Origin of the sequence: Streptomyces sp. NPDC014801, assembly GCF_043082085.1 — a bacterium.
Lineage (GTDB): Bacteria > Actinomycetota > Actinomycetes > Streptomycetales > Streptomycetaceae > Streptomyces.
The window spans coordinates 18,438-44,088 of sequence record NZ_JBIBXG010000022.1; the positions used below are offsets into that span (position 1 = coordinate 18,438).

The 25,651-nt window shown below is 69.3% G+C and carries 24 protein-coding genes; 21 read left to right on the top strand and 3 right to left on the bottom strand.

From position 1 onward, the window contains the following. The first annotated feature begins 306 nt into the window (after positions 1 to 306). Positions 307 to 930: a hypothetical protein gene (locus ACF1AL_RS37820; protein ID WP_391781009.1), complete on the top strand. Its 624-nt coding sequence runs from the start codon at positions 307 to 309 to the stop codon at positions 928 to 930. A 72-nt stretch (positions 931 to 1,002) separates the two neighbouring features. On the opposite strand, the gene ACF1AL_RS37825 is transcribed toward ACF1AL_RS37820, so the two are convergent. From ACF1AL_RS37825 to ACF1AL_RS37835, 3 genes are all read right to left on the bottom strand, one after another. Continuing rightward, positions 1,003 to 1,419, bottom strand: coding sequence for a DUF5958 family protein (locus ACF1AL_RS37825; protein ID WP_391781008.1), 417 nt, complete (start codon positions 1,417 to 1,419; stop codon positions 1,003 to 1,005). A 181-nt stretch (positions 1,420 to 1,600) separates the two neighbouring features. After that, positions 1,601 to 3,043, bottom strand: coding sequence for a hypothetical protein (locus ACF1AL_RS37830; RefSeq protein ID WP_391781007.1), 1,443 nt, complete (start codon positions 3,041 to 3,043; stop codon positions 1,601 to 1,603). Then, positions 3,040 to 4,482: a hypothetical protein gene (locus ACF1AL_RS37835; protein ID WP_391781006.1), complete on the bottom strand. Its 1,443-nt coding sequence runs from the start codon at positions 4,480 to 4,482 to the stop codon at positions 3,040 to 3,042. Before ACF1AL_RS37835 ends, ACF1AL_RS37830 begins: the two co-directional genes overlap by 4 nt. 749 nt (positions 4,483 to 5,231) lie before the next feature. Here ACF1AL_RS37835 and ACF1AL_RS37840 point away from each other — a divergent pair. From ACF1AL_RS37840 to ACF1AL_RS37935, 20 genes are all read left to right on the top strand, one after another. Beyond that, positions 5,232 to 6,164, top strand: a complete 933-nt coding sequence (locus ACF1AL_RS37840; protein ID WP_391781005.1) for a conjugal transfer protein — start codon at positions 5,232 to 5,234, stop codon at positions 6,162 to 6,164. After that, a complete protein-coding gene (locus ACF1AL_RS37845; RefSeq protein WP_391781004.1) occupies positions 6,161 to 6,502 on the top strand; it encodes a hypothetical protein in 342 nt (113 codons plus the stop codon). The genes ACF1AL_RS37840 and ACF1AL_RS37845 overlap by 4 nt, the downstream gene beginning before the upstream one ends. After that, positions 6,499 to 7,068 carry a hypothetical protein gene (locus ACF1AL_RS37850; protein ID WP_391781003.1) on the top strand — a complete coding sequence of 190 codons (570 nt, stop codon included), beginning with the start codon at positions 6,499 to 6,501 and terminating at the stop codon, positions 7,066 to 7,068. Before ACF1AL_RS37845 ends, ACF1AL_RS37850 begins: the two co-directional genes overlap by 4 nt. Continuing rightward, on the top strand, positions 7,065 to 9,755 hold the full coding sequence (locus tag ACF1AL_RS37855; RefSeq protein ID WP_391781002.1) for an ATP-binding protein: 2,691 nt from the start codon (positions 7,065 to 7,067) through the stop codon (positions 9,753 to 9,755). The genes ACF1AL_RS37850 and ACF1AL_RS37855 overlap by 4 nt, the downstream gene beginning before the upstream one ends. Beyond that, positions 9,755 to 10,108: a hypothetical protein gene (locus ACF1AL_RS37860; RefSeq protein WP_391781001.1), complete on the top strand. Its 354-nt coding sequence runs from the start codon at positions 9,755 to 9,757 to the stop codon at positions 10,106 to 10,108. Before ACF1AL_RS37855 ends, ACF1AL_RS37860 begins: the two co-directional genes overlap by 1 nt. Before the next feature lies 1 nt (position 10,109). Continuing rightward, complete coding sequence (locus tag ACF1AL_RS37865; protein ID WP_391781042.1) at positions 10,110 to 12,839, top strand: hypothetical protein; 2,730 nt, start codon at positions 10,110 to 10,112, stop codon at positions 12,837 to 12,839. A 35-nt stretch (positions 12,840 to 12,874) separates the two neighbouring features. Beyond that, entirely contained in the window at positions 12,875 to 13,987 is a 1,113-nt protein-coding gene (locus tag ACF1AL_RS37870) for a C40 family peptidase (RefSeq protein ID WP_391781000.1), read from the top strand. Further along, a complete protein-coding gene (locus ACF1AL_RS37875) occupies positions 13,984 to 14,634 on the top strand; it encodes a hypothetical protein (protein ID WP_391780999.1) in 651 nt (216 codons plus the stop codon). The genes ACF1AL_RS37870 and ACF1AL_RS37875 overlap by 4 nt, the downstream gene beginning before the upstream one ends. Continuing rightward, complete coding sequence (locus ACF1AL_RS37880; protein ID WP_391780998.1) at positions 14,610 to 17,240, top strand: ATP/GTP-binding protein; 2,631 nt, start codon at positions 14,610 to 14,612, stop codon at positions 17,238 to 17,240. The genes ACF1AL_RS37875 and ACF1AL_RS37880 overlap by 25 nt, the downstream gene beginning before the upstream one ends. 334 nt (positions 17,241 to 17,574) lie before the next feature. Beyond that, the gene (locus ACF1AL_RS37885; protein ID WP_391780997.1) at positions 17,575 to 18,261 is read left to right on the top strand and encodes a hypothetical protein; all 687 of its coding nucleotides are present in this window, start codon (positions 17,575 to 17,577) and stop codon (positions 18,259 to 18,261) included. A 221-nt stretch (positions 18,262 to 18,482) separates the two neighbouring features. Further along, positions 18,483 to 19,127: an ATP/GTP-binding protein gene (locus ACF1AL_RS37890; protein WP_391780996.1), complete on the top strand. Its 645-nt coding sequence runs from the start codon at positions 18,483 to 18,485 to the stop codon at positions 19,125 to 19,127. A gap of 74 nt (positions 19,128 to 19,201) precedes the next feature. Next, the gene (locus ACF1AL_RS37895) at positions 19,202 to 19,915 is read left to right on the top strand and encodes an SAF domain-containing protein (RefSeq protein WP_391780995.1); all 714 of its coding nucleotides are present in this window, start codon (positions 19,202 to 19,204) and stop codon (positions 19,913 to 19,915) included. Continuing rightward, on the top strand, positions 19,915 to 20,739 hold the full coding sequence (locus tag ACF1AL_RS37900) for a hypothetical protein (protein WP_391780994.1): 825 nt from the start codon (positions 19,915 to 19,917) through the stop codon (positions 20,737 to 20,739). Before ACF1AL_RS37895 ends, ACF1AL_RS37900 begins: the two co-directional genes overlap by 1 nt. After that, positions 20,726 to 22,234, top strand: a complete 1,509-nt coding sequence (locus ACF1AL_RS37905; protein ID WP_391780993.1) for a CpaF family protein — start codon at positions 20,726 to 20,728, stop codon at positions 22,232 to 22,234. The genes ACF1AL_RS37900 and ACF1AL_RS37905 overlap by 14 nt, the downstream gene beginning before the upstream one ends. Next, entirely contained in the window at positions 22,231 to 23,184 is a 954-nt protein-coding gene (locus ACF1AL_RS37910; protein ID WP_391780992.1) for a type II secretion system F family protein, read from the top strand. The genes ACF1AL_RS37905 and ACF1AL_RS37910 overlap by 4 nt, the downstream gene beginning before the upstream one ends. Further along, positions 23,181 to 24,065: a type II secretion system F family protein gene (locus ACF1AL_RS37915; RefSeq protein WP_391780991.1), complete on the top strand. Its 885-nt coding sequence runs from the start codon at positions 23,181 to 23,183 to the stop codon at positions 24,063 to 24,065. The genes ACF1AL_RS37910 and ACF1AL_RS37915 overlap by 4 nt, the downstream gene beginning before the upstream one ends. A gap of 44 nt (positions 24,066 to 24,109) precedes the next feature. Continuing rightward, positions 24,110 to 24,325, top strand: a complete 216-nt coding sequence (locus ACF1AL_RS37920; protein ID WP_391780990.1) for a hypothetical protein — start codon at positions 24,110 to 24,112, stop codon at positions 24,323 to 24,325. Then, positions 24,325 to 24,750: a TadE/TadG family type IV pilus assembly protein gene (locus ACF1AL_RS37925; RefSeq protein ID WP_386416309.1), complete on the top strand. Its 426-nt coding sequence runs from the start codon at positions 24,325 to 24,327 to the stop codon at positions 24,748 to 24,750. Before ACF1AL_RS37920 ends, ACF1AL_RS37925 begins: the two co-directional genes overlap by 1 nt. Positions 24,751 to 24,785: 35 nt before the next feature. Next, positions 24,786 to 25,208, top strand: coding sequence for a TadE family protein (locus tag ACF1AL_RS37930; RefSeq protein ID WP_391781041.1), 423 nt, complete (start codon positions 24,786 to 24,788; stop codon positions 25,206 to 25,208). Continuing rightward, positions 25,208 to 25,651 carry a pilus assembly protein TadG-related protein gene (locus tag ACF1AL_RS37935; RefSeq protein WP_391780989.1) on the top strand — a complete coding sequence of 148 codons (444 nt, stop codon included), beginning with the start codon at positions 25,208 to 25,210 and terminating at the stop codon, positions 25,649 to 25,651. Before ACF1AL_RS37930 ends, ACF1AL_RS37935 begins: the two co-directional genes overlap by 1 nt.

The following is a 25,651-nucleotide window of genomic DNA, read 5'->3' on the forward strand; positions in this document are numbered from 1 at the left end:
TTTGGTGCAGCAGGTGCGCACGCTCTGCTTGCGTAGAACTGGGGAGCTTCAGGCGATGGCTGATGAGGCTCCAAAAATCTGGGGTGGATCCGCTAGGCCGAACAGGACGCCCCCAAGCCGATGCAAGGCTCCGCCGGTTTCTCCGCCAGGACCTCGACGCCGTCACGCCGGCCTCACCCTCCCGTGGCGTTCAGGCAGCGCCGAAGGACACGGGAGCCGGGTGAAAACACTCAAGAGAGCCATGTACGGCCCGGGCGCCATTCGGACAGAAGACCGTGGCTCCGAGTAGTTGTACCGTCAGGCGCCGTGAGTACAGACATCCACGGCGGTATCGAGTTCCGCCATCCCAGCGTTGGCACGGACTACTACGAGGGCGAGCCGTGGGTCGCCGCAATGGATCTCTGGCCCTTGTACGACGAGACCGACTACGCATCCTTCGGATGCCTCTTCGGTGTGCGCAACTACGCGAGCTACCCGCCCCTGGCCGCGGGACGTGGTTTGCCCGACGACTTGTCGAGTGAGCTACGCGAGCGCCTTCAGCCTTGGGTGGCAGACGGCCGCCTGGCAGGGGCTACCTGGGTCAGTTGGGCAGAGATCGCGGGACTGGATCCAGCAACTGCTCCGGAGCACTACGTTGGCCGGCTCACATGGTCATCCCTGGCAAAGCCGTCAATCCTGCATCAGCGTCTCGTTCCGGTCGAATGGGATCCGGAGTTGGTTGCTGCAGTGGGTCCGCGCCCAGAGGAACTGGAAGGAGACGAGGATTACGTCGAGTGGAACAGCGGAGACTTGCTGTGCCGCTACGAGTCGTTGACGGCTGGTTCTATCCTGGGCCCCAGGTCCCACTGGCCACACGTGTTTGCCGTAATGAAAGCTCTGGCGGATCGTTTCGGCGACAACGCCGTTCGGCTCGTCGTGGCCTTCGACTGATCAGAACTCGTCAGCTGGTGCTGGCCGGAGCCAGCTTCAAAGAGCGCCATCAGAGTCCACAACCTCCGATGATCACGCGGTTGCTGTATCAGTGCCCGCTCCGGTCTTCAGGTGGTGCCAGGCATGCCCACACCCGTCGGCACAGAAGCGGAGCCGCCGCCGATCATCAGCGACGCCAAGAAGTGCGACCAGCAGCCGGAATGCCTTGACCCGCTCGCCCTGCGGAAGATTGATGATCTTGGCCAGTTGCTCGGTGAGGCGTCCGCGCGTGACCAGTACGGCAGGGGTATGGGTGGGCCGGATGCCAGCTCTATGGATGCTCTCCGGCCCGTCCTCGCTGGTTGCGCGGGCCTGGATACAGAACCCCGCCAGGTCGCGCAGGACTTCGAATTGCTCAGTGTCGGCGAGACCCTCGAACCAGCCGACGCCCTGGGCGAGCGGACGGATGCCTTGCGCCAACTCGTTCAGGATGACTGTGCGTCCGTTCATCCCGCCCCACCTCCACAACAAGCCCGGCTGCCTACCCCCTGCAAGGTCATCGAACCAGATCACGAAGCCGCGCTGGACTACTAGGCGGTGCCACCACACGGCTGGGGCTTGCGCATCCTGACCCGGGATCCTGTCGTTGGGCTGGGCATGAAGATCATCGCTAACGGACTCGGGCAGCGATTCAGGCGTGGGGGAATTGCGGGTGTACCAGGCCGTTGCCGGGCCACAGATTGTGTTCGCTCACGAGGCTGGTGAGGATCTTGTCGATGTCTGACAGGACCGTGGCACGCTCTGTCGGCCCGTAGGCGATGAACTCGTTGGCAGCGGCGTCGTAGGCGCGCACGTGACTGTGCGGGCCGGAGCACACGAGTGCGCGCGCAATCTCCGACAGACCGAGGCTGAGGGCATCGCAGTGCCCGGAGCGGACGAGCCGCACCAGGTCGGTGGTGACCTGCTCCCAGTCGCCGACAGTCGGCCAGTCGGCACCCCCGTTCAGTTCGTGGGTGAGGGTGGACAGCGGGATGATTTCCCCAGGCTGGCGTCCTTGGGTGAGCAGGTCATGGATCCGGGCGCCGTCGGGCTGAAGCACTTGCGGGTGGAGCAGTGAGCCGGCGGCGATGACGGTGGTGTTGATCTCCTGAGATCCGGGACCGGGGTAGTACGGCTCGTGTGCGAACAGCAAGTAGACGTTCGTGGTCCGAACAGATGGGCTGGGATCGGTCGAGGTCATCGGGTCGGTTCCTTTCGGCGGTCCGGTAGGGCACGTGTGCTGAGGTCTCGTGAGACGGACGTCCGGCGGGTGCAGGACCGGTGGCCGCACGGGTTCGCGGCGCGAGCGCGCGTCGGCTGTGCCGTGCTCTCTGGCGGCGCGTTTCAGGAGTTGGGTGACCTGGCCGGCGAGTTGGAGCATCAGCCGCTCTCGGTCGATGAGTCTGGATGAGGCTGAGTGGGTGCCAGGGGTCTGGAGCAGGTCCGCGGCGTCCCACAGCAGGTTGTGGCCGATTTCGGCTGAGCGGCGGAATTCGTAGCGGTCGCTGCCCGCAGAGGCTTGGACGAGGTAGGTCTGCAGGTCGGCGAGGCGCTTCAGGTAGCGGACGGCATCGTCGTCTTCGACGATGCGGACGTGTTCGCGGGCCCGGGCGTCGAGTCGGGCGGGTAGGTACTCGCCGAGGATCGGGGCCAGCGACATCGCCGGCTGGGCGACGTCGAAGGGAATTCCCTGGGCGATGGCGGACAGGCCGACGGCCAGGCTGATGAGGGCGACCGCAGTGGCGGAGAGCCGCAACGTGGCGGGCACGGATGCCAGGACCGGGCGCTGGGCGGGGCGCCTTGTAAGCCAGCGCAGAGCCAGACGTTGCCCGCGGGTCGCTGCCGGGGTGAGTACTCCGATCTGATGGGGGGCCTCGGGCAGGCTGCCGTCGCCGGGGATGGTCCAGGCGAACCAGCCCCAGGGGGTGCGTTCGTAGATGAGGACGGGTTCGCAGGCGTCCGAGCAGGTGCGGTCGCGGAAATGGCGGGTCCGCAGGGCGCGGGAGCGTTCCTTTTCCCATCGCCCCCGATCTCTGGGGAAGGGACGCTCGTGATGCGGGCCCGCGGTGGGTGGGGTGCGGAGGGTGTTGGTCACGGGCTGCTTCCTTCTGGGTGGTCGGTCAGGGCGGAGGCGCACGTGGTGCAGCGGCCGGCGCCGGCGGGGTGGGCGCGCCGGGGGGTCGGGCCTGGGCAGGTGCGGCACAGTGGCCAGCCGAGGCAGGCAGGGCAGAGGTCTTCGCCGGGGGCGGTGCCGGGGACGCCGCATCCGGCGCATTCGACGAGGGCCCGGTAGGTGAGGGCTTCGCTCACCGTGCGCGCGGCGGCGGAGGCGGCGGGCCGCCGGGGCGGTGGTTCGTCCCGGGAGGGTGCGTCGTGATGGTCGGCCGCGATGGCCGGGGGCGGATAGGCCTGAGCGGCACGCAGGCGGGCAGCGATGATCGCGCCGACCGTGGTTCGCACCCGGTGGGGCAAGGGCCGGTCGGCGATGACGTGCAGCAGTTGCTCGCGGCTCCAGCCGGCTTCCAGCATCACGGTCACGACGCGGCCTTGATCGGTCAGCGCCTGCCCGGTCAGCAGCAGTTCGGGGCGTTGTGCTCCGAGGTCGAGCAGGAGCCGAATGCCCGGGTGCATCTCATCAGCAGCAGGCGGCGCCGGCAGAGGCTTCGGCGTTGTCGGCCTTTCCTTCCGTCCACGTTCCTTCGCGGCGTCGCTGCCGGCGCACGGACGGAGGGGCATGGTGTTCTGCTTGTTGGTCTTCTTTCTGTTGGTGTTCTTAGTGCCGGGATCGGCCAACGTAGGCTCATCCAATCCTGGAAAACCCGATTCTGGTTGCGACCTGGGGCTTTGCAGCGCGGGCAGATCGGTGATGAAGTACAGCGCCTGGCCGAGCGTGCCGTCGGCGTTGCGCTCGCGGGTGCGGTAGAGGAAGCCGTGCCTCTCCAGCTGCTTGAGCCCTGTGGTAACCGCGTCGACTCCTTCGCGACCGCGGCGGACCAGTTCGGCGACGGTGACCTGCCAGCCGTCCCGGTGCGTGCTGACGTACCCGAAGATCCCCTTCGCCTTGAAGGACAACCGGCTATCGCGGAACAGGCCGTTGGCGATCTGGGTGAACTGATCGCCCGCCATCACTCCGCGCCGGATGCCCGCCGCGAAGCCGGCATCGTGTTCGTCAGCGATCGGGAGGGTGGGGGTGGCTTCCAGCAGGGCGATGTCGAGGGTGGCGGCGGGGCGGTCGGTGATCGCATAGACGATTTCGCCGAGTGTCCCGTTCGGACGGCGCAGGCGTTCGCGGATGAGGTAGCCGTACCGTTCCAGTTCGTTCAGGCCGGCGCGGACCGCCTCCCGCCCATCCGGGCCTACGGAGACCAGGTCAGCGACGGTTACCCGCCAGCCGTCCCGGTGCGTACTGACATACCCGAAGATCCCCTTCGCCTTGAAGGACAACCGGCTATCGCGGAACAGGCCGTTGGCGATCTGGGTGAACTGATCGCCCGCCATGACGCCTCGGCGGATCCCTGCCCCAAGTCGGCTCACCGCCGTGCTCCCGAACCGGGCCGCGCCTGGAGGCCAGGGCAACGCACCAAGCCCGCGAAGATAGGGCGGGTCTCGGGCCTGGTGGCGCGGGCGTGCGTGTGATCCATGCGGCCAGCTCAGCCGCCGACCCCGACCAGGCTGACGGCCATGAGCCCCCACCATCGGTCACGATCCGCCAACGCGACCGTCTAGTTGCCGTGGTCGGGCTCGTGGTCGGCCCTACCAGGCCCCCTCACGGACTGCTGATGCACCGTCCCGCCGTCGCAGGCCGGGGCATCAGCATGCTCGGGTCAGAAGCTCAGGCAGGGGCCGCGTGACGGGCATACAGCGGCTGTCCAGGCCGACTGCGCAGCAGCGAGCGGGCGGTGCGCAGTCGGCCTGCGCAACCGGCCGAGGATCCTGCACAGTCGGCTTGCGCGGTCAAGCTGCGCAGTCGGCCCATGATTGCCGTTCTTCCTGTGGGCGCAGATCCCCGGTGGGCGCTGCGCAGGACCTGGCGGGATCCCAGGAGCTGCCGCTGCCAGGCCGGTGGCCCGGGCGTCACGTGGTCGCCCAGGCGCTCGCCTGGACCGGGCCCTGATGTTCCGTCGTCCGCTCACAGCCGGCCGTGGTCGGGCCGACCATGACCCCAACCATGCACTTCGTGTTCCCATCGTGACCTTGGTCGGGGTCTGCTGGTAGGTGGTCGGGTCGGGGTCGACGGGTTGTCTCGAGGTCAGCAACATCCGGTTCTGACCTGGGAGTTCACCATGTCCCCTGGCAAGCAGGCCTCAGCGAGCGAGGCTGCTGCTCCGATGGCGGCGGGCGCCCGACTGGAGTCGATGCGGCGCCGGGTACGCCTGTCGCGGGCAGCGGTGCTGACCGCCATCGCGGCCGGCCCTATCGCCCTGTGCGTCACCGTTGCCTCCACCCCGACCACGGTTCAGGCGGCCACGGCGACCAAGCCCAGCACCGTGCGCACCGCGGCAGCCGCGGCCGACCCGGGCGGCTATGTGCAGCTGTTCCTCAGCGCCTGGCTGCGCAGCAGCGCCGGCGACGAGACGAGTGCGCAGGCGCGGCTTGCGCAGTCGATGGCGCCGCACGTCGACCTGCCCGACCCGGCTTCCGATGCGCACCCGGCGCCGCAATCTGTGACGGCGGTGCGCACTGCGCAGCGAGGTGGCGGTGCGTGGTCGGTGACGTTGGCTGCGCAGTACGCCGACGGCTCGGTGCGGTACTACGCCGTGCCGGTCGTCGCCGACGAGGAGGGCACCTCGTTCACGGTGACCGCCGCGCCCGGCGTGGTGGCCGGTCCGGACCGCGCCTCGGTTCCGAAGTCGCCGTACGGCGTGACCGTTCCCGAGGGGGATCTGTTCTCCGCTGTCGGGGAGTTCCTCGCCAGCTACCTGACGGGCGCCGGGGAGGTGGACCGCTACCTCGCGCCCGGCGTGATGTTGGCGCGGGTCTCCCCTGCCCCGTACACGGCGGTCGCTGTCCAGCAGGTGTCAGCCATCGAGGAGAGCGCGGCAGCCGAGAAGGTTCCAGCCGACGGCACGACGGTCCATGTCCTGGTGTCGGTGGAAGCCCATGATGCCGCCGGCCGGTGGCCGCTGGCGTACGAGCTCGCGCTCAAGGCCCGCTCTGGCCGGTGGGAAGTGGCGGCGCTTGAGTCCGGGGCTTCCCGGGACGGGGGTGCGCGGTGAACACGGTGCACAGTTTCATGCTCGCCGGGCAGCTGGACGACCTCGGCACCTCGTGGATCAACATGTTCAAGGACTGGGCGACCAAGGGTCTGCAGGCAGGTCTGATCTGCCTCGTCGTCGTGATCATGATTCAGAAGTTCAGCCTCAAGGCCGGCATCGGCGCCTTGCTGCTGATGATCATCGCGCTCGGGCTGTACAACTCCCGCGACAGCCTGGCGAACATGTTCACCGACGAGGTGAAGAACCCGGCCAAGGGTGCACCCGCCGTCCCTGGCATCGTGCAGTTGCAGCTCCCCGTATCCCGTGATCACTCGCCGGGCGTCGGAGGCTGGCTGTGAGCGCGGCCGCCGCGGCACGGACGGGCCGCTTCTACACCTCTGCCCGCCGTCACCCTTGGGTGCTGGGAAAGGTCGCTGACTGGAAGATCCCCCTCGGCCCCTACACGCCCGCCCAGATCGCTCTCGCTGTCGGTGGCGGTTTCTTGCTGGTCAAGACGATCAGCTGGTGGTCATGGATGTTTCCGCTGCCCATCGTCGCGTGGGTGGTGGCCATCTGGGCGGTGCGCCGGCCGAAGATCCGTGGCCGGGCGCCGATGCAGGCCGCGTTGGGCTGGGTGCTGCTGGGCTGGCAGCCCCGTGGAGGGCGGATCGGTGGGCGGGCCGCCCGCGACCGCGCCCCACAGGCGCTGCTCGGCGGCTTCACCATCGAGGACGCGCCCGCGCCCGGCCTCGATGCCCAGGTCGCGCCCTCCTGCGCGGTGCAGCGACCTGCAGACCGGACCTCGCACCCTGACCGCAGGCCCGCGCCCCGCCGCGAGCAGCCGGTTGCTGCTGCGGTGGCCTCGGGGCCGGTGTCGGGTGTGCAGCAGCTGCTCGCGCTCGCCCAGCACGGGGGTGCGCGATGAGGGTGCCGATCCGTCACATCGCCGGGCACCTGGTGTGGTCGACACAGGGCAGCGTGTGGGCCGTGTACCGGCTGCATCCCGGCCCCGATGCGCAGGGACAGCGTGAGGAGACCGTCCAGGGCACGTACGTGCCGGCGGCGGTCCGCGACGAACAGCTCGCCAAGATCACCCATCTGGTGCGGTCGCTGTCCGGGGCGCCCCGGTTGTTCGGTCTGTGCGCGCAGGTCGACCCGGGTGAGATCGCCCTGAAGATGATCGAGGGCATCGAGCCGGCCGAGCAGGCGCCCGGTGCGGGCCGGCACCCGTGGGTGGAGAACGTCGAGGCCACCCTGGACCTGCTGGACGACCAGGAGATGCACCGCAGCACCCTGTGGCTGGCCGTGCCTCTGCAGACCGAGACGGGCGGCCTGCAGGTCGCGGCCACGTTCGGTGCGGCGTGGGCGGAGATCGCGCCGATGCTGGGGATGCGCCCAGCACTGGTGGCACGGCGCGAGGTGACCGCCTACCGCGAGCAGGCCTCCCGGGTGGAGGCCGCGCTCGCCGGCGGGATCGCCTTCCGCCCGGCCCGCCCGGCGGAGATCGTGTGGATGATCCAGCATGCCCTCCACCGCGGCCTGGTGGAGCCGCTGCTGACCGAGGCGGAGACCAGCGAGCTGTACGGCGGGCAGATCCGGGACGGCGTGCTGCGCTCCCCCAGCTACGCCGACCTCGGCCAGGTCCGCCTGCAGGAAGGCGGCATCGACCCCGAGCTTGACGACGTCGACGAACTCAAGAGCGCGGGCAGCGTCACACGGTCGGGCCGCAAGGCCTGGTGGCGAGTCAATACCAGCTCGCCGCTCGGCCGGCGCTGGTTGCAGGTCGAGTCGGACGCAGGGGTGGGCTACCAGGCTCAGCTGGCGCTGGCCGAGTGCCCGCCCGCCGTCAGACGGGATGCCGCTGATCTGTTCGCCCAACTGGAAATACTCGACTTCCCCGTCGACTACACGGTTGACCTCACGCTCGTACCGGCGGAGAAGGCCCGCGATCAGGTGCGGCGCAAAAAGAACGAGCTGATCGACCAGGCCGAGCAGTACGACGCGCGCCCGACCGGCATGCCGGCGTCGCTCACCGAGGCCGCACGGGACCTGGGCGAGCTGGATGCCCGCCTGTCCCGCACCTCGGTGGAGGTGGAGGTGCAGTCGGTGACCGTGCTGACGGTGTGGGGGCCGACCGCGGCCGTCTGCGACGCGAGGGCGCGGGCCCTGGCCGCGCTGCTGGCGGGTGCCGACCACCGTGCCGTGCGCCCGGCCGGCCTGCAGGAGGCCTTGTTCACCCTGGGCCTGCCTGGCACCGTACGCCCGGGTGTAGTGCGGGAGTTCACCCAGCACCAGGTCAGCGAGGACTGGGCACTGTCCGGGGCCTTCACTGCAGCCGAGGTCGGCGACCCGAACGGGATGTTCCTCGGCATCGACCTGGACTGCGGCACCACCCGCCCCGTCATGATCAACGTGGCAGATGCCCCCAAGGTCGACGCGTCCGCCTCGATGGGGATCGTGGGAGACCTCGGCGCAGGCAAGAGCGTGCTGCAGAAGCTGATCGCGGAGGCGGTGTGGGCGCGCGGCGGCTGCGCGATCTGCATCGACCGCACCCCGGTCCGTGAATGGGCCACCTTCGCCCGCACCGCCGCCAGAGGTCGCGTCCAGGTCATCGACGCCGCCCAGGCCGAGGTGTCCATCGACCCCTTGCGGATGTTCGACGGGCCCGAGGGCCGCCACTACGCCCTGTCCTACCTCACCCTGCAACTGGGCCTTGGCCCGATGAGCACCAGCGGCGAAGTCCTCCACCACGCCGTCGAGCAGGCCGCCCTCAGCGACGCCCCCTCCATGCACCGCGTCCTGGAAGTCCTCGAAGAGATGGCCACGCGCGAGACGGGCAAACGGCAGGATGCGGCCGCCACCCTTGCCGGTCTCATTCGCGTCGTCGCCACCAACACCCTGGCCCGGATGGTCTTCGACCCGAGCCTGCCGCCGGTCAGGTTGGACGCCTCCAGCACCTCCGACATGATCGTGATCACCACGACCGGTCTGAAGCTCCCGCCCAAGGCGGCGTTCGACAAGCCCGAGGTCCTGCACCAGCAACCGCTGGAGGCCCTGATCGGCCGCGCGGTGCTCTACCTGATCGCCGCGATCGCCCGGCAGACCGCGTTCGAGGACCCCGAGCGGTTCACCGCCGTGGTGCTGGACGAGCTGTACTGGCTCACCAGCTCGGCCGAAGGCACCGCCCTGGTCCACGAGATCCTCCACGACGGCCGCAAGCACGGCGCCGGCCTCATCGCCGGATCCCACGACGCCGACGAACTCGGCCCGGACCGCGGGCTGATGGCCTACCGGGCACTGGCCCGCACCGCCGACCGCGAGCGCGCTCGCCGCGGACTTGAGTTCATCGGGCTCGACCCGAACGACGACGAGCTGGTGCGGCTGGTGACCACCGGCCTGTCCCCGGTCGGCCACAAGGGCCGGGAGGGCGAGTTCCTGCTGACCTGCCCGCGGCAGAACACCGGCCGCATCAAGGTCTCCATCCCCCGCATCCCGCGCATCACCGCCTCCATCACCACCACGCCCGGACGCCGCCCGGGCACCACCTCGCCCCCTCTTCCTGAACCGCTCGTCGGTGAGACCGCGGAGGCACCTCCGAAGGAGCACACCTGATGACCACATCTTCCTGGAACCGCTCCCGAAGCGTCGCCGCAGCCGCGAGCGCCCTCACGGTGATCGCCGTTGTCGTCGGCGCGGGCATCCTCGCTCTCGGCGTGGGCGTGCCGGAGACGTGGTGGCCGCACACCGGACAGGCCTTCGCCGCCGACACCCACACTGGGCACCAGGACCCCTGCGCCCGGATCAGCGGACCGGCCAAGGCGTACTGCAAGAAGGGCACTACGACCACCGCGGCTGCCCAGCGGAACGTGGCCGGTGGAGTGTGGAGGCTGGGGACGGCCGGTGCCGGTGTGGCTGCCCTGGTGGTGTGGCGTCGGCGGTCGACCGCTGGGCAAGGGCGGCGCTGAAGTGTTCCGTCCAGACCGCGCGACCTGGCGTTCGGCCGGCTTCGTCGTGCTTCTCACCGGCGTGTTCCTTCTGGTGAACACACAGGTGGTGTACGCGGCTGGCAGCAACAGCGACACCGGAGACCTGCTCGCCCCGCTGAACCTCACCTCCTCGGAAGGTGTGCCGATCGACGGATACGACCTGAATGCTTCAGGTGGCTCCATCGTCGCCTTCAAGACCCAGGCCCTGGCCTTCGCCCTGTCGGGCCTGTTCACCCTGATCCGGCTCCTGGTCGGGCTGGCAGGTTGGGCGATCGAGGTTGCTTTCCGGTTCCCGTTGCTGAAGATCCTCACCCGCCCGGCGCAGAAGGTCGCCGACACCTACGACAACGTGGTGGTCGACGCCCTCGGGCTGAAAGGGCTGCTGTTGGCCTGGGCGTTCGTCTTCGCGGGATTCATGATCGTGCGCGGGCGGGTCGGCCGCGGTCTGGGCGAAATCTTCCTCACCCTGCTCATCGGGGCAATCGCCGCCTCAGCTCTGATCCGCCCCGACACCCTGCTCGGCCCTGACGGCCCGTTGGGGCAGTCCCAGCAGGTGGCTGCCGAGGTCGCCCAGCGGAGCGTGAACTCCTATGACTGGGGCGGCAAGGTCGCCAGCAAGGCTCCCTGTGACGGCATGGCCGGCCATCAGGAAACCAAGTGCATGGAGCGCGGCGGGCAAGGCCTTGCTTCTGCTCAGGAGGTGGCCCGTCCCCTCCAGAATTCGATCACCAACGCTCTCGTTGTGAAGCCTTACATGTTGCTGCAGTACGGGCGCATCCTCGACCCGGCCAAGGAATCCGACCGCAAGGCGTATGCCGTCCACCTCAAGTGGATCACCGGCGGATTCAAGGCGGGCAATGTCACGGTCTCAGACCACGGTAAGGACGTCTGCCGCAAGATCCGAGGCCCGGGACGGAAGTACTGCGAACAGGGCTTTCAGGAGGGCGTACCGAGCAAGAAGGACCTCGAGGACGGGCCGCCTCTTTCTGCGGCCGACGAGCTCTTGGCGCCCACGGACGAGGAACGGGAGTTCAACTCCTTCCTGGAGCAGATGCGGCAGGCCGGCTCGGTCGGTGAGTCCTGCGCAGACTACGCCGAGAAGCCCACCTGGTGGCGGGTCGGCGGCGCTGCCCTGCTGCTGATCGCCGCGCTGTTCATTTGCGGCATGCTCCTGTCCAGCGCCATCGTTCTGCTCGGCACCCAGGGTGTCTGCGCGGCCGCGGCGGCCGCCGGCGGCGTCACGTTCATCGCGGGCATGCTGCCCGGGCCCGCACGCCAGAGCGTGTGGAAGTGGCTGTCCCTGTGGGGCATCGCGGTCCTGGCCGTCGTCGGGATCTGCGCGTTCATCCCGTTCTTCGGCATCGCTGTCGACGCCGTCATCACCAACGGTCCCCAGCTGATGGTGGAGCGGATCCTCCTCATCGACGTCCTCGCCATCGCCGGCGCGGCCGGGCACCGCAGGCTCCTGACGGCCATCACCTCCTTCGGCCGGCGCATGGCCATGCGTATGCGGTACGCCAAGGTCGGCGGCACCCACATGCCGGGCGACACCTCCGAGCTCGGTGCCGCACTCGCCATGAACTCCCCCACGGGTGGAAACGGCGCAGGGCTGCGTGCCTTCACCGGCGGCGGTGGCGGCCGGTTCGGAATGCTCGGCACCCGCCAGCGGCTGATGGGCGCGCTCAACTCTCTGGTCGACGGCGCAGGCATGCCGGTGGACAGCGGCGGGATCCTCGCCGATGCCACCGCCGAAGCCAGCCGTGGTCTGGCCCCGCTCACCGCGGCCGCGGCCGTGGGCGGGATGGGCGCACGACTTGGAGCCAAGAGCGCCCATTGGCTGCTGGTCGGCCGCCGCCCGGACAAGGAGCAGCTGGCCAAGTGGCGCAAGCCCACCGCCGACGGCGACCCGGGCGCGGACGGGCCATCGGACGGGGACGGTGGCTCAGGCGGCGCAGGTCCTCACCGGCCCTCCGGGCCGCCCGACCGGTACCGCAACGACCAAGGCCAGATCGTCGACCGCAACACCGGTCAGGTGCTGCACGACCAGAACAGCGACCGCACCCTGCTGTCGACGCGTGCCCATAACCGGCTGGTGCGCTTTAGGGGTTACCGGATCCTGCACCGTGGCGGCCGGGCCGCGTACGGGGCCACGGTCGGCCTGCCCGCCAACGTGCGCCGGGCACGTTCGGGGGGCTCGCGCTACTCCCAGGACGTCCGCCAGCAGGTGCGGGTGTGGGGCAACACCGTGCGCGAGGATGGCCGTGCCTGGACCGACGCGGGGCGGCATGTCTCCCGCGTCATGCGGGAGCAGACCGACGACCGCGGCGGGCCCGGTCCCTTTTCCAGCCGACGCCTGCCCACCGCAGCCACTCCGGCGGCTCCTCCCCGCCCGGCCACGTCTGCCCGGCCTGCGCCGTCCGGGCGTCCTGCGGGTCGCCCGGCCTCCGGTCCCGCGCGGCCGACCTCGCCCGCAGCCGGCCCGTCGGCACCGCTGGCCCCGGCACCGTCCCCGCGCCGGGACGGCGCCACGTCTCGGCCTCGCGCCGATCTCGGCGGTCCGGTTCTTCCCGGAGGCAGGGCTGTCCGCAACCGCGCCAGCGACGAAGCGCGGGCCCGGATGCAGGAGCTGATGCGCAGGACTGCCCCCGAGGCCGAACGTCTGCGCCAGGAGCGGTCTCGGCGGCGGCCCGAGGACGGTGAGGACGAGTGAGATCACCGGGACGTCGCGTGAGGCGGTGGGGATGCATGGTGGGTCTGCTGATGTTCGCCGCCGTGTGCTGCGCCGCACCGGTAGGAAACGCGATCAGCGCGTACGTCGCGCTGCAGGCGGGCGCACAGGGCGACGGCGGAATCGCCGAAGGCGGCAGCGCCGCGGACATTCCCGCTCGGATGCTGACCGCCTACAAGAAGGCCGTACTGCAGGTCGGGAAGTACGCCCCAAAATGCCAGGGCATGCGGTGGCCGATCCTCGCCGGGATCGCCAAGGTCGAGTCCAACCACGCCATCGGACGCAACATCGCTGCAGGCGGCGACATCCGCCCGAAGATCTACGGGGTGCTCCTCAACGGCTCCGGCCAGGGCGGCAACACCACCGTCTTCCCCGACACCGACGGCGGCAAGTGGGACGGCACCGCGAACGGGGAGCGCGCAGTGGGCCCCTTCCAGTTCCTGCCCTCCACCTGGGAGTCGATCGGCAAGGACGCAAACGGCGATCGTGTCGCCGACCCGCACAACGCCGACGACGCAGCCCTCGGCGCCGCGATCTACCTGTGCGGAGGCGGCCGTGACCTGACGCAACGATCGCAGCTGAAGACCGCGATCTTGCAGTACAACCACTCCGACGAGTACGTGGCGAACGTGCTGGGATGGATCGACCAATACACGGCGGCCGCCAAGGGCCCCGACCTGAAGAACGTCTCCGGGACCGTGCGCACCGTCATCGATGCCGCGCTCTCCCAGCGGGGCGTGCCCTACTCGTGGGGAGGCGGCAACGCGAGCGGCCCGTCGTACGGGATCTGCTGCTCGCCCAGCGGCAAGAGCGGCACGACGATCAAGGGCTTCGACTGTTCGGGTCTGACCACCTACGCATACGCCCAGGCCGGCATCAGCCTGCCGCGCACCGCGGCCGCGCAGGCCGGTCGTGGCCAGCGGATCCCCGCCAGCCTCGGCACGGGCGCCCTCAGGCCGGGCGACCTCGTCTTCTACGCCTACGCGCCCGGACGCGATTCCACGATCTATCACGTCGGCATTTACCTCGGCGGCGGTCAAATGATCAACGCCCCCCGCCCTGGCAGCGTCGTGCGGATGGACTCGGTGAACGCCATGTCCGGGTATGCGGGGGGAGCGAGGCTGCTGTGACCACGACCCCGCGCTCTCCGCGGCTGCTGGTGCTGAGCACCGTCGTCCTGGCCGTCGTCGGTGGCGTCACCCTGTCGGGCGTGCCTCACGGCCAGCGGCAGCCAGCCCCGACGATGGCCTCACCCGCAGCCACGGACCCGTCAACGACTGCTCTGCGTCCCCCCAGCCGGCCGGACGTCGCCACGCCGCCTCCCCCGGCTCCGGCTCCATCCTCCGTATCGACGCCGCTGGCCCTCGAACCTGCGCTTCCGCCTCATGGCGAGGGCCCGGCCGGCGATGGGGCCATCCAACACTCCCTTGAGACGGCCTGGCCCGCCGACCTTCCCGCAGGCGACGCACAGCAGCTGCTCGCTGCGGGCCGTGCCCTGCTGCGCGCGGACGCCACCGGCGTCGGCCGCGGGAGATGGCCGCAGGTGTTTCCCGCCTCCAACCAGGCAGTGGCGCCGGCGTTCGCCACCGCGCGCTTCCGGATCCAGGCTGCGATCGCACGCCGGGACGGCAGCCCGCACAGAGCGGTGGTCCACCTGGTGTGGGCCGGCATGGACCGGGGCGGCACCTTCACCGACCTCCGCGTCAGCGACTGGCACTTCACCCGAACGACCTCGAAGAAGGGAACAGCCACATGGACTCCGCAGCCCCATACCTGACTCACGGCTCCGATGACACGGCTGCGGGCCAGGTACTCAGCCTGGTCACCGGCCTCGTTGAGGCCGCCGACTGGGTCTACGGCCACTGGTACCTGCTCGCGCTGGTCATCGCCGTGTGCTGGGGCACCGGCGAGTGGGGACTACGCCGACTCGCCGCCAAGGCCTCCACCCAGCGGATGGCTTTGGAGCTCGTCACCACCCGGCATTTCGACCCGAGTCTGGAGGAGATCTTCCGGCGCGGTGTCCAGCTCGCCCGCGCCTCCACAGCCATGCCGTGGTGGGCGCCCCGCCGGGCGAAGGCCGTGCAGATCCGGCTGCGTGCGGACGGCAGTGCGCCGCTGCGCTACCGGATCGAGGGCCCGGCGGGCGGCGAGCGGTTGCTGTCGATCACGCCGTTCGGGCCGGACGTCACCATCCAGCGGGCTCGGCCGATCGTCGACACGCCGCGGGTGCACACGGTGCGGGCCGAGTTCATCCTGCGGGGCAAGCTCATCGCTCCGCTGCGCGAGGTGCCGCTCGCCCCCGATCCGTTGCAGCCGCTGGTCGATGCCGTGGCTGACCTGCGTGCCGAGCTGGGCGACCTTGCCGAGATCCGGCTCGACATCCAGCGGGCCCCGAAGTGGGCACTGCGGGCGCGCCGCCTGCAGCTGATGGGCGCCGCGCGCCGCTCAGAGCGCCGGGAAGCCCAGCGGGCTGCGCGCTGGCTGCGGCAGGACGCCTCCGGTATTGAGGACTCCCTCGGCTGGCAGCTGCAGCAACTGCTCACGGACAAGCCCGGATCTGGCACCGGGCGGCGGCTGGTGATGCCGCCGGCGCCGCGGCGGGTGGAGCCGGCCGAGGCGCTCGGCAAGCTTGCCGAGGACGACCACCTGGTGCGCGTGCAGCTGCTGGTGATGTGTGCCTCGAACACCGAAGGCCGTGCCGAGGCCCGGCTCGCTCAGGTGCAGGCCGCGTTGGACGTGTTCGGCGGCCGCTCGAGGTGGGCGATGCGCGGATGGCGGCTGGGGCCGTGGCGGATCGGCGCCGACCACTGGCCCACCCGGAAAGGCTTCCAGCGGCGCTGGGACCTGGGGCACTGCCAGCCGCCCCGCGCGAACTGGGTCAGGCTGGAGGAGCTGACGGGCCTGCTCAAACCCCCGACCGTGCACTGCCGCCTGCCGGTGCTCGCCGGTGACCTGCCAACCTTCACCTTCGGCGATCCTCAGTTGCTGCTGCAGGGCATCTACCGGGGACCGGACGGCCGCGAGCGGCTGGTCGCCACCTACGCCGAGGAGACCCTGTTCGAGGTGGGGGTCGGCAAGGCCGGCGGCGGTAAGACGGAGCGCGCCCTGGCGCAGGCGATCGGCTGGGCGCACGCCGGCGGCGGGCTGGTCTTCGTCGACCCGCACCGCGACTCGTGGCCGCGCGCCCTGCCGTTCCTGGCCCACGACTACCTGATGCCGAGGATCGCGCTGATCGACCTCAACGGGCTGGGCGCCCATCCGAAGGTGAGTTCGTGGAATCCGCTCGGCATGCATCACGGGCAGGCGCCGCACGAGGTCGTCGAGGCGATCGCCGACGCCTACGCCTCCGCACTGTCCTGGGACGATGCGACCGCTCCGCGCGCGCTGACCATCCTCACCGCCGCGCTCACCGTGCTGGTCGCCATCAACCAGGCGGCCTGCCAGGCCGGACAGCCCGAGGCTCAGGCCACGATCTTCCACGTGCGGGCTCTGCTCACCGACACCGGCTTCCGCGCGGCCGCGCTCGCCGCGGTGGCGGACCGGCTGGACGAGGAGTCCCGGGCGTGGTGGCAGTCGGTGTTTCCGACCCTCCCGCCCGACGCATTCGCCGTCGTCCTCAACCCGATCGCCCGCCTGGCCGCCAACCCGGTCACCCGTGCCTTCCTCGGCCAGCCGGCCGGCGTCTACAACATCCGCGCGGCGATGGACTCCCGGATGATCGTGTGGGTGTGCCCGGGCGGCAACGGGCCCACCGACCGCCTGCTGACCGCGCTCCTCGCCCGGGATCTGCTGCGGGCCGCCCGCTCCAGGCGTGACACCCCGGAGCACAAGCGGATGCCGTTCCGGCCGTACTTCGACGAGCTGATCACCCTGACTGGTGCAGCCCCGGAAACGATCGCCGCGATGTTCGAGGACCTGCGCAAATACAAGTGCCACGTCCACGGCATGACGCAGCTGCTGTCCCGCCTTCCCACGCCGGTACGTCTGTCCCTGGTGCAGAACGCGTCCACGCTCGCCACCACAGCAGGATCGAAGTCCGCGATCACACCCATCACCGCCGAATGGGGCGATGACCCCAGCCCCGAACGGGTCGCCACCATGGAACGCTTCGAGCACTACGTCTCCATGAACGTCCACGGCCGCCGCGTCGGGCCCGTCCGACTGCGCGGGCCCCATCTCGACGACGTCTTCGCCGCCCAGGCCCGCCCCCAGCGAGTTCGTGCGCTGGAGCGGGCCGCCCAGGCCAACGCCCAGGCGTTCCCGCTGGAAACACTCACCGACCGCGCCACCAAGCAGCTCAGCCAGGTCGCCGCCTTCCTCACCGCTCACACCCCTGCCGGCGCGGCCGCTGTCCGCCTGTCGAAGGAGAACGAATGGAACTGACCACCGCCCCGTCCGTCGAACGTGTCGCGGCGGATTTCACACCCAGCCCCATCGAGCCCCTCAAGCATCAGCTCCTGGCCACACTCGTTCAACACGGCATGGCCTCGACCAGCCATCTGCATGTGCTGCTGCGGCCCGGCCGCTCCCGGCACTCGGTCTCTGAACGGCTGGCTTCGCTGCACAGCTCGATTCACATACACAAATGCACAGAAGCACGTATCGATCTTCAGGTGCAGAAGTGGCTGAATACATCCAGAGATGACAAACAAGTGACCTATCGCGTTGGGAAGTTGGCTGGCATTTGCGTAGCCTGGCGACTACACATAGCGCATCAGTGCAGCTCGACCAGGGTGGTGGCTCGAAGCGGAAGCGCTCGACAGGCCAGCCCCGGTCCGAAGCGCTGAACGGGGAGGAAAATGTGACACGCCATCGCCGGATCGCCCATCGTGCCGTTCGCGTCCGAAATCTCTTCGCTGCCTCTATGGTGCTGGGCGCAGCCCTCGCCACCGCCGCCTGCGAGGCATCTGTAGGCGACAGCAAGGACTCTGCACAGAAGTCCTCGTCAGCGTCATCCACACCCGCCCCTTCACCACGCTCGGACCCGGAAGCGGTCGAGAAGAAGGCTGTGTTGACGACGTACGACCGCATGTGGGCGGAGCAGACCAAGGCGTATAAGAAGGCGAATGCCACGGATACCGATCTGGACCGATACGCCGCCGCGTTGGCCCTATCCAGCGTCGAGAGCGACCTGAAGGACCTGAAGAGCAAGGGCATCATCGCCTCAGGCGAGCCCTCGCACCAGGTCTCCATCACCCAGCTCGACATGGCCGGCAAGGTGCCCAAGGCCCGGCTCACGGACTGCCTCGATGTCTCGCACTGGAAGCTCATCTACGCGCAATCAGGCAAGCCAGTCGCGATGCCAGCCAACCGTCTCACCCGTTACGTGAACGAGATCAAAGCTGAGAAGTGGGGGAAGCAGTGGAAGATCCTCGACGTCACACCAGAGCAGCAGGCCTGCTAGGCGTCGTCGTCCTTGCTTCGACGCTTCTCAACGCAATCCTGAGCGCAGGCCCTGCCCAGGCGGCTGCCCCGACCGGGGGCAGTTGCACCGGGACGGGCAAGTGGTGGGTGGTCTGCAGTGCCGAAGACGACTCATCCAAACCCGGACACGGCGGGAGCAGCACGCACGGCAATCCGGGCGGAGAGGCAAGCAAGAAGCCTCCGGTCTGCACGTACGAAAAAATGAACCCACAGCCGCCCGCCGGCAGTGAATACCGTCTCGGTCACGGCGACTCGGAGAAAGGCGCCATCTACATCCGGACGTGCACTCTGACCAACGTCAACGGCCCAAGTTCATCTGTGGACCAAACGCTGGTATGGCTTGCCGACGGTGAGAAGGCGCCACCGGTGGACCCCGAAGCCGTGGCACAGCAGGCGCTTGCCAAGATGCAACTGCTCGGCCCCAAGATCGGGAGTCCTCGCGCCGGCGGACGCTACGTCGTAGGCATGCCCGTATGGATGTGGGTGGATCCGTCTCCGACGACCTTCGGGCCGCAGCAGGCCAGTGCCACGGCTGGCGGAGTGACCGTCACCGCCAGGGCCACCGTCACCTCAGTCAGCTGGGACATGGGCGATGGCACCGAACCGGCCGTCTGCAACGGCCCCGGCACGAAATACCAGCCGTCGATGGGCAAGACGCCCTCCCCTGACTGCGGACACACCTACACGCACCCCTCCACCAGGGCAGGCGGAAAGTTCCACGGAACGGCGACAGCCACTTGGACTGTGGACTGGGCCGTGAACGGAGGCGGTCAGACCGGCACGTTCACCGAGGTGCGCCAGTCCGCGTTCGAGGTCGGCGTCCGGGAAGTTCAAGTTCTCAACTGACATCGGGCACCACTACGAGACCAACCGCCAGGTCCCCGACCGTCGTCGGGTCGCCTCCGGAAGGACGAAGAACGTTGAGTAAGACCACAGTACGAACAAGCACGACGACTGCGAACGGGCTTCCCACACAAGGTCCGACGGCTGGTCCAGTAGCGCCGCCCCGGGTCTCGGCACGTAGGCGTCGGCCGGGTGTCATCGCGCTGTCCTTGGCGCTGATCGCGGCCGGCGGGACGGGCGTTGCGGTTCTCCTCCTGCAGGTGAGCGATCGCACGCAGGTGGTGACCGTGGTCCGCGACGTCCAGGTCGGACAGGTCCTCACTGAGCAGGACCTCGGCAGGGCCTCCATGGCTTTGGACCCAACGGTGAAGGCTGTGCGCGCCGATGATTTGAAGTCGGTGGTGGGTAAGCGGGCCGCGGTGGAACTTAAGCCCGGCTCTCTGTTGTCGCCGTCGCAGGTGACTAAGGATTCGCTGGTCAAGCCGGGTGAGCAGCTTGTGCCGATCGGGCTGAGGCCCGAGCAGGTGCCCGCGACCGCCCTGGTTCCGGGCCAGAAGGTGCAGCTGGTGCACGTGCCCGGGCAGGGTACAGGCGACACCGGCCAGGCAGGGAAGCCGTCCGACACCTCCCAAGAAACCATCGCCGGACGCGTTGTCAAGGCCTCCCAGGCGGCGCCTGGCACCGGTGTCGTCGTCGATGTAGCCACCGCTGCCACCGACGGCCCGAAAGCGGCGGCATGGATGTCGGCCGACACCCTGCGTCTGGTCCTCGACGCTCCGGACGGCAGCTGATGGGTGTGATCGCGCTGGCCGGGTGCCGCGGGGCGCCCGGCGTAACCACTAGCGCTCTGGCTCTGCTGCTGGCCTGGCCGCTGGAGCCGGGACGCAGGATGATCCTCGCTGAGTGCGACCCGGACGGCGGCGCAGTCCTGCACGGCCTACTGCAGGGATCCCTCGGGGATCGATATGGGCTGCGCAACCTTTCCATCGCGGCGCGCAAGAACGAGTTCAGTGACGCGTTCTGGCGGCAGCTGATCGACCTGAGCAGCGAGGACGGCAGGAAGGAATCACCGCGCGACCGGCTGCTTCTGCCCGGCATCGCCGATCCTGCCGAAGCGGCCGGTCTCGGGCCGGTGTGGAAGGCGCTGGCGCTGATGTTTCGGGGTATCGAGGCGGACTACGGCCACGACGTCCTGATCGACCTCGGACGTAGCGGAGGCGTGGGCCCCTCGGCGGTGCTCGCCGAGCAGGCGGATGCCGTGTTCGTCGTGGTCCGGAACACGCTGCGCTGTCTGCATGCTGCCCAGTCCCGCGTCCGCGTTCTGCAGGAGCATGTCGGCGAGGTCGGCCTGGTGATGATCGAGGAGGGCCCCTACGCCGCCGGCGAAGTGCAGCGGGTCCTTCAAGTCCCCGTGGTGGCCACCTTGCCGTTCGTACCCAAGGACGCCGCGGTGCTGTCCGACGGCGTGGAGCAGCCGCGGCACTTCACCAAGTCAGCCCTGATGAAAGCGGCGCGTACGGCCAGCTCTTCACTCATGCAGAGGGCAGCCCTGCGCCGTTCCCGCCTGGCACCGCGCCCGCCGGCTTCAGGGGAGGTGACGCATGCTGCGCGGTAGGCCTTTGCACGCAGATCCGACGGTGACGCCTCCTCCTGGACCGCCGCGGCAGGCACGACAGGGACACAGCACTCCTGCGGGTTCGGCTTCGAGCGCTCAGCCCCTGGGCACGTCCGTGCCTCGGGTGATGGTGGACTACAAGGTGGCCCGTCACATTGCCACGCAAGTCGCCCGGCAACGCGAGGAACTGCTGAAGACGACGCCAGAGGTCGATCGCGCCACCGAGGAACAGCACTGCCTGCACTGGATCAACGAGGCCGTCGCGCTGTGGGCCCATGCCCAGGGTGCGGAGCGCGGGGTGAGCACCACGCCGCAGGAAGAGGACGCCCTGCGCCGGGCGGTCTATGACCTGCTGTACCGGGCCGGCCGCCTGCAGCCGTACCTCGATGACGAGCGCGTCGAGGACATCTTCATCCAGGGGCCGGACGAGGTGTGGCTCGACTACGGTGACGGCGAGCGGAAGATGGTCGGCCCGATCGCGGACTCCGAGGACGAGCTGCTGGAGCTTCTTCGCGAGCTGGCCCGGGACTCGGGCCTGAGTGAGCGCACCATCTCCACCGCGAACCCGACCCTGGCCTTGTCGCTGAAGGACGGCTCCCGTCTGCAGGCCATCACCGGGCTGGGCCCGAAGACGTATGCCGTCATCCGCCGCCACCGGGTTTCCCAGGCTGGCCTGGACGACCTGGTGGGGCTGGGCACCATCGACCCGATTCTCCGGGACTTCCTGGGCGCCTGCGTGCGGGCTGAGAAGAACGTGATGATCGCGGGCAAGCAGAAGGCCGGCAAGACCACACTGCTGCGGGCGATGCTCAAGGAGTTCGACCCCGAGTGCCGCTTTGCCACCATCCAGACCGAGGACGAACTGTTCGCCCACACCAATGGTTATCACCGGCAGGTCGTCTCCTTGGTGGCGCGCGAGTCCAATGGAGAGAAGGACGCCGCCGGCCGTGGCGCAGGTGAGGTCACGCTGTTGGACCTGATGCACCCGGCGCTGCGGATGTCGCTGGAGCGGATCGTCGTCGGTGAGGTCCGCGGCCCTGAGGTTGTGGCGATGATGCAGGCCCTGACGAACGGCGCCGGCGGCAATCTGTGCACCATTCACGCGCGCCGCCCGGACATTGTCTTCGACCGGATCGCCGAGCTGTATGCGCTGGCTCAGGAGAACTTGTCCGAGCAGCTCGCCTACCGGCAGATCGCGAACGGCTTGGATTTCATCGTCTACGTGTCCATGACGGACGAGACGCAGATCGGCGGCCGCCGCCACCGCTACGTCTCTCACGTCCTGGAGGTCACCGGCATCGGCGAGTCCGGTCGGCCGGCCACGAACGCGGTGTTCGCCCCTGGCCTGGACGTCGGGGAGGTGCGGGCGGTGCCACAGATGGATCCGGCCTGTATAGACGACCTGCGCCGTGTCGGCTTCGACTCCAGTCTGCTGCAACAGCGCCGGGGGCTGTGGAAGGAGCCGCTGCCGCTGCTCGTGGAGGTGAGCCGATGACCCTGTTGCTGGCCTGGCTGAGCGGCATGGCCGTCATGGCCGGCTTGATCGGCATGGTGATCGGAGTCATGGGTACGACCGTGCCGCGTCGTGCCCCGCTGCTCCAGCGATGGTTCGCCCGGGGCGGTGGTCGGATGCCCAGCGAGGAGGTCCGGCTACGGCGAGGGACGCTGACGGTAGCGGCGGTCGTGGTGTTTCTGGGGGTGTGGCTGGCCTCGGGCAACTTCGTAGGCGGCGCCCTGCTGGGGGCGGCCGTCGTCGGCGTGCCCTGGCTGATCACCCCCGCGCAGATCGCCGCGGAGCGCATCAATCAGCTGGAGGCACTCAGCGAGTGGACGCAGCGGCTCGCCGGGCTGCTGCGGCTGGGCATGGGGCTGGAACAGGCGATGATCACCAGTCGCAAGAGTGCCCCCGACGCGCTCGCGGAACAGATCACTGGCCTGTCCGAGCGGCTCCGTCTGGGGTGGCGGCCCGAGGAGGCGCTGCGCTCCTTTGCTGATGAACTGGACGACGTCACCGCCGACAAGGTCACCGCCGCGCTGATCCTTTCCGTCAACGACCGGGGCCCGGGACTAGCGCAGGCGCTGGAGGACCTGTCAGGAACCGTGCGCGAGGAGGTCGCCAAGAAGCGCAGTATCGAGGCGGACCGTGCCAAGCCGCGCACCACGGTCCGGTGGATGACCGTCATCACCCTCGGCGTGGTGGTGGCCGGGTTCTTCGTGCCGTCCTACACCAAGCCGTACTCCACTCTCCTCGGGCAGCTCGTGCTGGGCTTCTTGACCGCCGGTTTCATCGCCACGCTCGCGCTGATGCGGCAGCTGGGGGTCTTTCGCCGCATCCCGCGCTTCCTGATCGCAGACGCCCGCAGCACCGTCCGCCTGCCGGCCCCGGCGACCATCACGCCGGGCGAGGCGCCCCTCGAGCACGAGGTGGAAGGAGCCGTGTCGTGAACCTTTTTCCCGTGGTGCTCTGCGGGGGCACGGTCGGCGCCGGCGTCGCCCTGCTGGTCCGGGAGATGCTGCGCGCGCAGCCTGCCCTGGCGCCAGCTCTGCAGCGCACGTCACCCGGCAGTTTGACCTTGCCAGAGCCCGACTTGGACCGCGACGAAGTCTGGGGCCGCTGGCTGCTGGCCCGACTCGAGCGCGTTCCCGGCGTGCGCGTGCCCGCCACGAACCTCGCCCTGCTCGGCCAGGGACCGGGGCAGTTCATGCTGAAGAAGGTCGCGCTCGCCGCGCTCGGCCTGCTCTGCCCGGTGCTGGTGACCATCCCGTGGATCATCGCGGGGATCTCCCTTCCCTTCTACGTGCCGGCCGTGGTCGGGTTCGTGGTGGCCGGGCTGCTGTTCATCACCCCCGACCTCGCGGTACGTGACCAGGCGAAACGAGCCCGGGAGGAGTTCGCCCACGCCCTGGTCGCCTACCTCGACCTGGTGGCTTTGAAGCGAGCCGCGGACGCCGGCCCTACGGAGGCTTTGGAGAAGGCGGCCGCGGTCGGCCGGGGCTGGCCGTTTCTGTACCTGCAAGGAGCTTTGCGGCGGGCCCGGTTGGAGAAGATCCCGCCGTATCAGGCGCTGACTGAACTCGCCGCCCAGTACGAGCTGCCCGCGTTGGATGATGTCGCGGACATCATGCGCGGCTCGGCCACCGATGGCGCCGCCGTCTACAAGGCACTTCGGGCTCGCACCGCTGCTTTGAGCGCCGAACTGCTCGCCGATCAGGCGGCTGAGGCCAATACCGCCAGCGAGAAGATGACCGCTCCAGGCGCCCTGCTGGCCGTACTGGTCATGCTGCTGATGGCCTTCCCCGCAGTGATCCGCATGCTCACCGTCTAGAAGACCGAACGACTCTCATCAGCACATTCGGAGGGGAACCACCCATGAAGCACACCGCTCTTCGCTCCTACCGGGCCGCGCGCTGGTTGGCCTCGCGGCTCGAGGCAGCCGAAGCCAGCATGCGGCGCCGCCCGGACGGCGGTGACATCAGCATCACCACCGTCATCATCTGGGTCGCCGCCGTCACCGGCGCACTGGTCATCGCCGGCACCATCGCCGCCGTGATCGCCAAGTACAACGGGAACCTGAGCGGCATCTGATGTTCGAGCACGCCCGACTTGCATCCTGGTGGCGCGGGCGAAGATGGGCAGACGATCGCGGGGACGCATCCATCCAGATGGCGATCGTCTACCCGTTCGTGCTGCTTGCGACGATCGCCGTCATCCAGGCCTCCATGTGGTACTACGCCCGCCAGATCGCTCTGACCGCCGCCCGTGAGGGCGTCAGCGCAGCGCGCGCCTACCAGGCGAGCCCAAGCGAGGGCGCGGCCCGGGCCCACGAGGTCCTGAATCGCACCGCGGGGGACAGTCTGCGCTTCGCAAGCGTCAGTGCCGGCAGTGACGGTCAACGGGTGCATATCGCGGTCTCTGGCTTCGCCCAGTCCATGATCCCAGGTGTCCCAGGTCTGGCCATCACACAGCGGGCGTCCGCGCCAGTAGAGAGATGGACGGTGCCAGGAGAGTGAACACCCTGTCGACAAGCGCGTTCCGGCGCAGGCGGATGCGGGGCGATGCGGGCAGTGTCGCCATCGAGGCCGCCATCATCCTGCCACCGTTGATCATGTTTGTGTGTCTGGCCATCGCCGGCGGCCGCCTCGTCACCTCCGGCGCGAAGATCGATGCTGCAGCGCAGGACGCGGCCCGGGAGGCATCCATCCACCGCACAGCGGCCTCGGCCCAGGGCGCCGCCCAATCGGCAGCCGCCGAATCCCTGGATGATCAGGGCATCAGCTGCGCATCGACCAGCGTCGACATCAACACCGGCGGGCTGAACGTGCCGGTCGGCCAAGTCGGCACCGTCACGGTGACCGTCTCGTGCACCGTCAACCTGTCCGACCTCCTGCTGCCCGGCGTGCCCGGTGCGCGCACGCTCACGTCGACCGCGACGTCGGTCGTGGACGCCTACCGGCAGCGGGGAGCGTGATGAACCTCCATCACGGCGAAGGGCGCCCTGCCTTTGACGACCGCGGCGGCGTCACCGTGTTCGTCGCGGTGTGCGTGGTGGCGTTGATCGGCATCATCGGTGTGGCCGTCGACGGCGGCGGCAAGATGCGCGCCACCGAACGGGCCGACTACATCGCGGGGGAAGCAGCCCGGGCCGGCGGGCAGGCCATCGACCCGGCCAAGGCCATCACCGGTGAAGCAGTCGTCGTCAACCCGCACGACGCCGTCGCGGCCGCGCAGGCCTATCTGCGTGCCGCCGGCGCCAGGGGCACGGTGAGCGTCTCCGGTGACGGCAAGACCCTCACGGTCGACGTGTCCGGCGCTTACGACACGAAGTTCCTGCCCGTTGTCGGGATCGGCTCCATGCCGGTCACCGGCCACGGCACCGCAACCCTCCTGACCGGCATCACCAACCCCGACTAA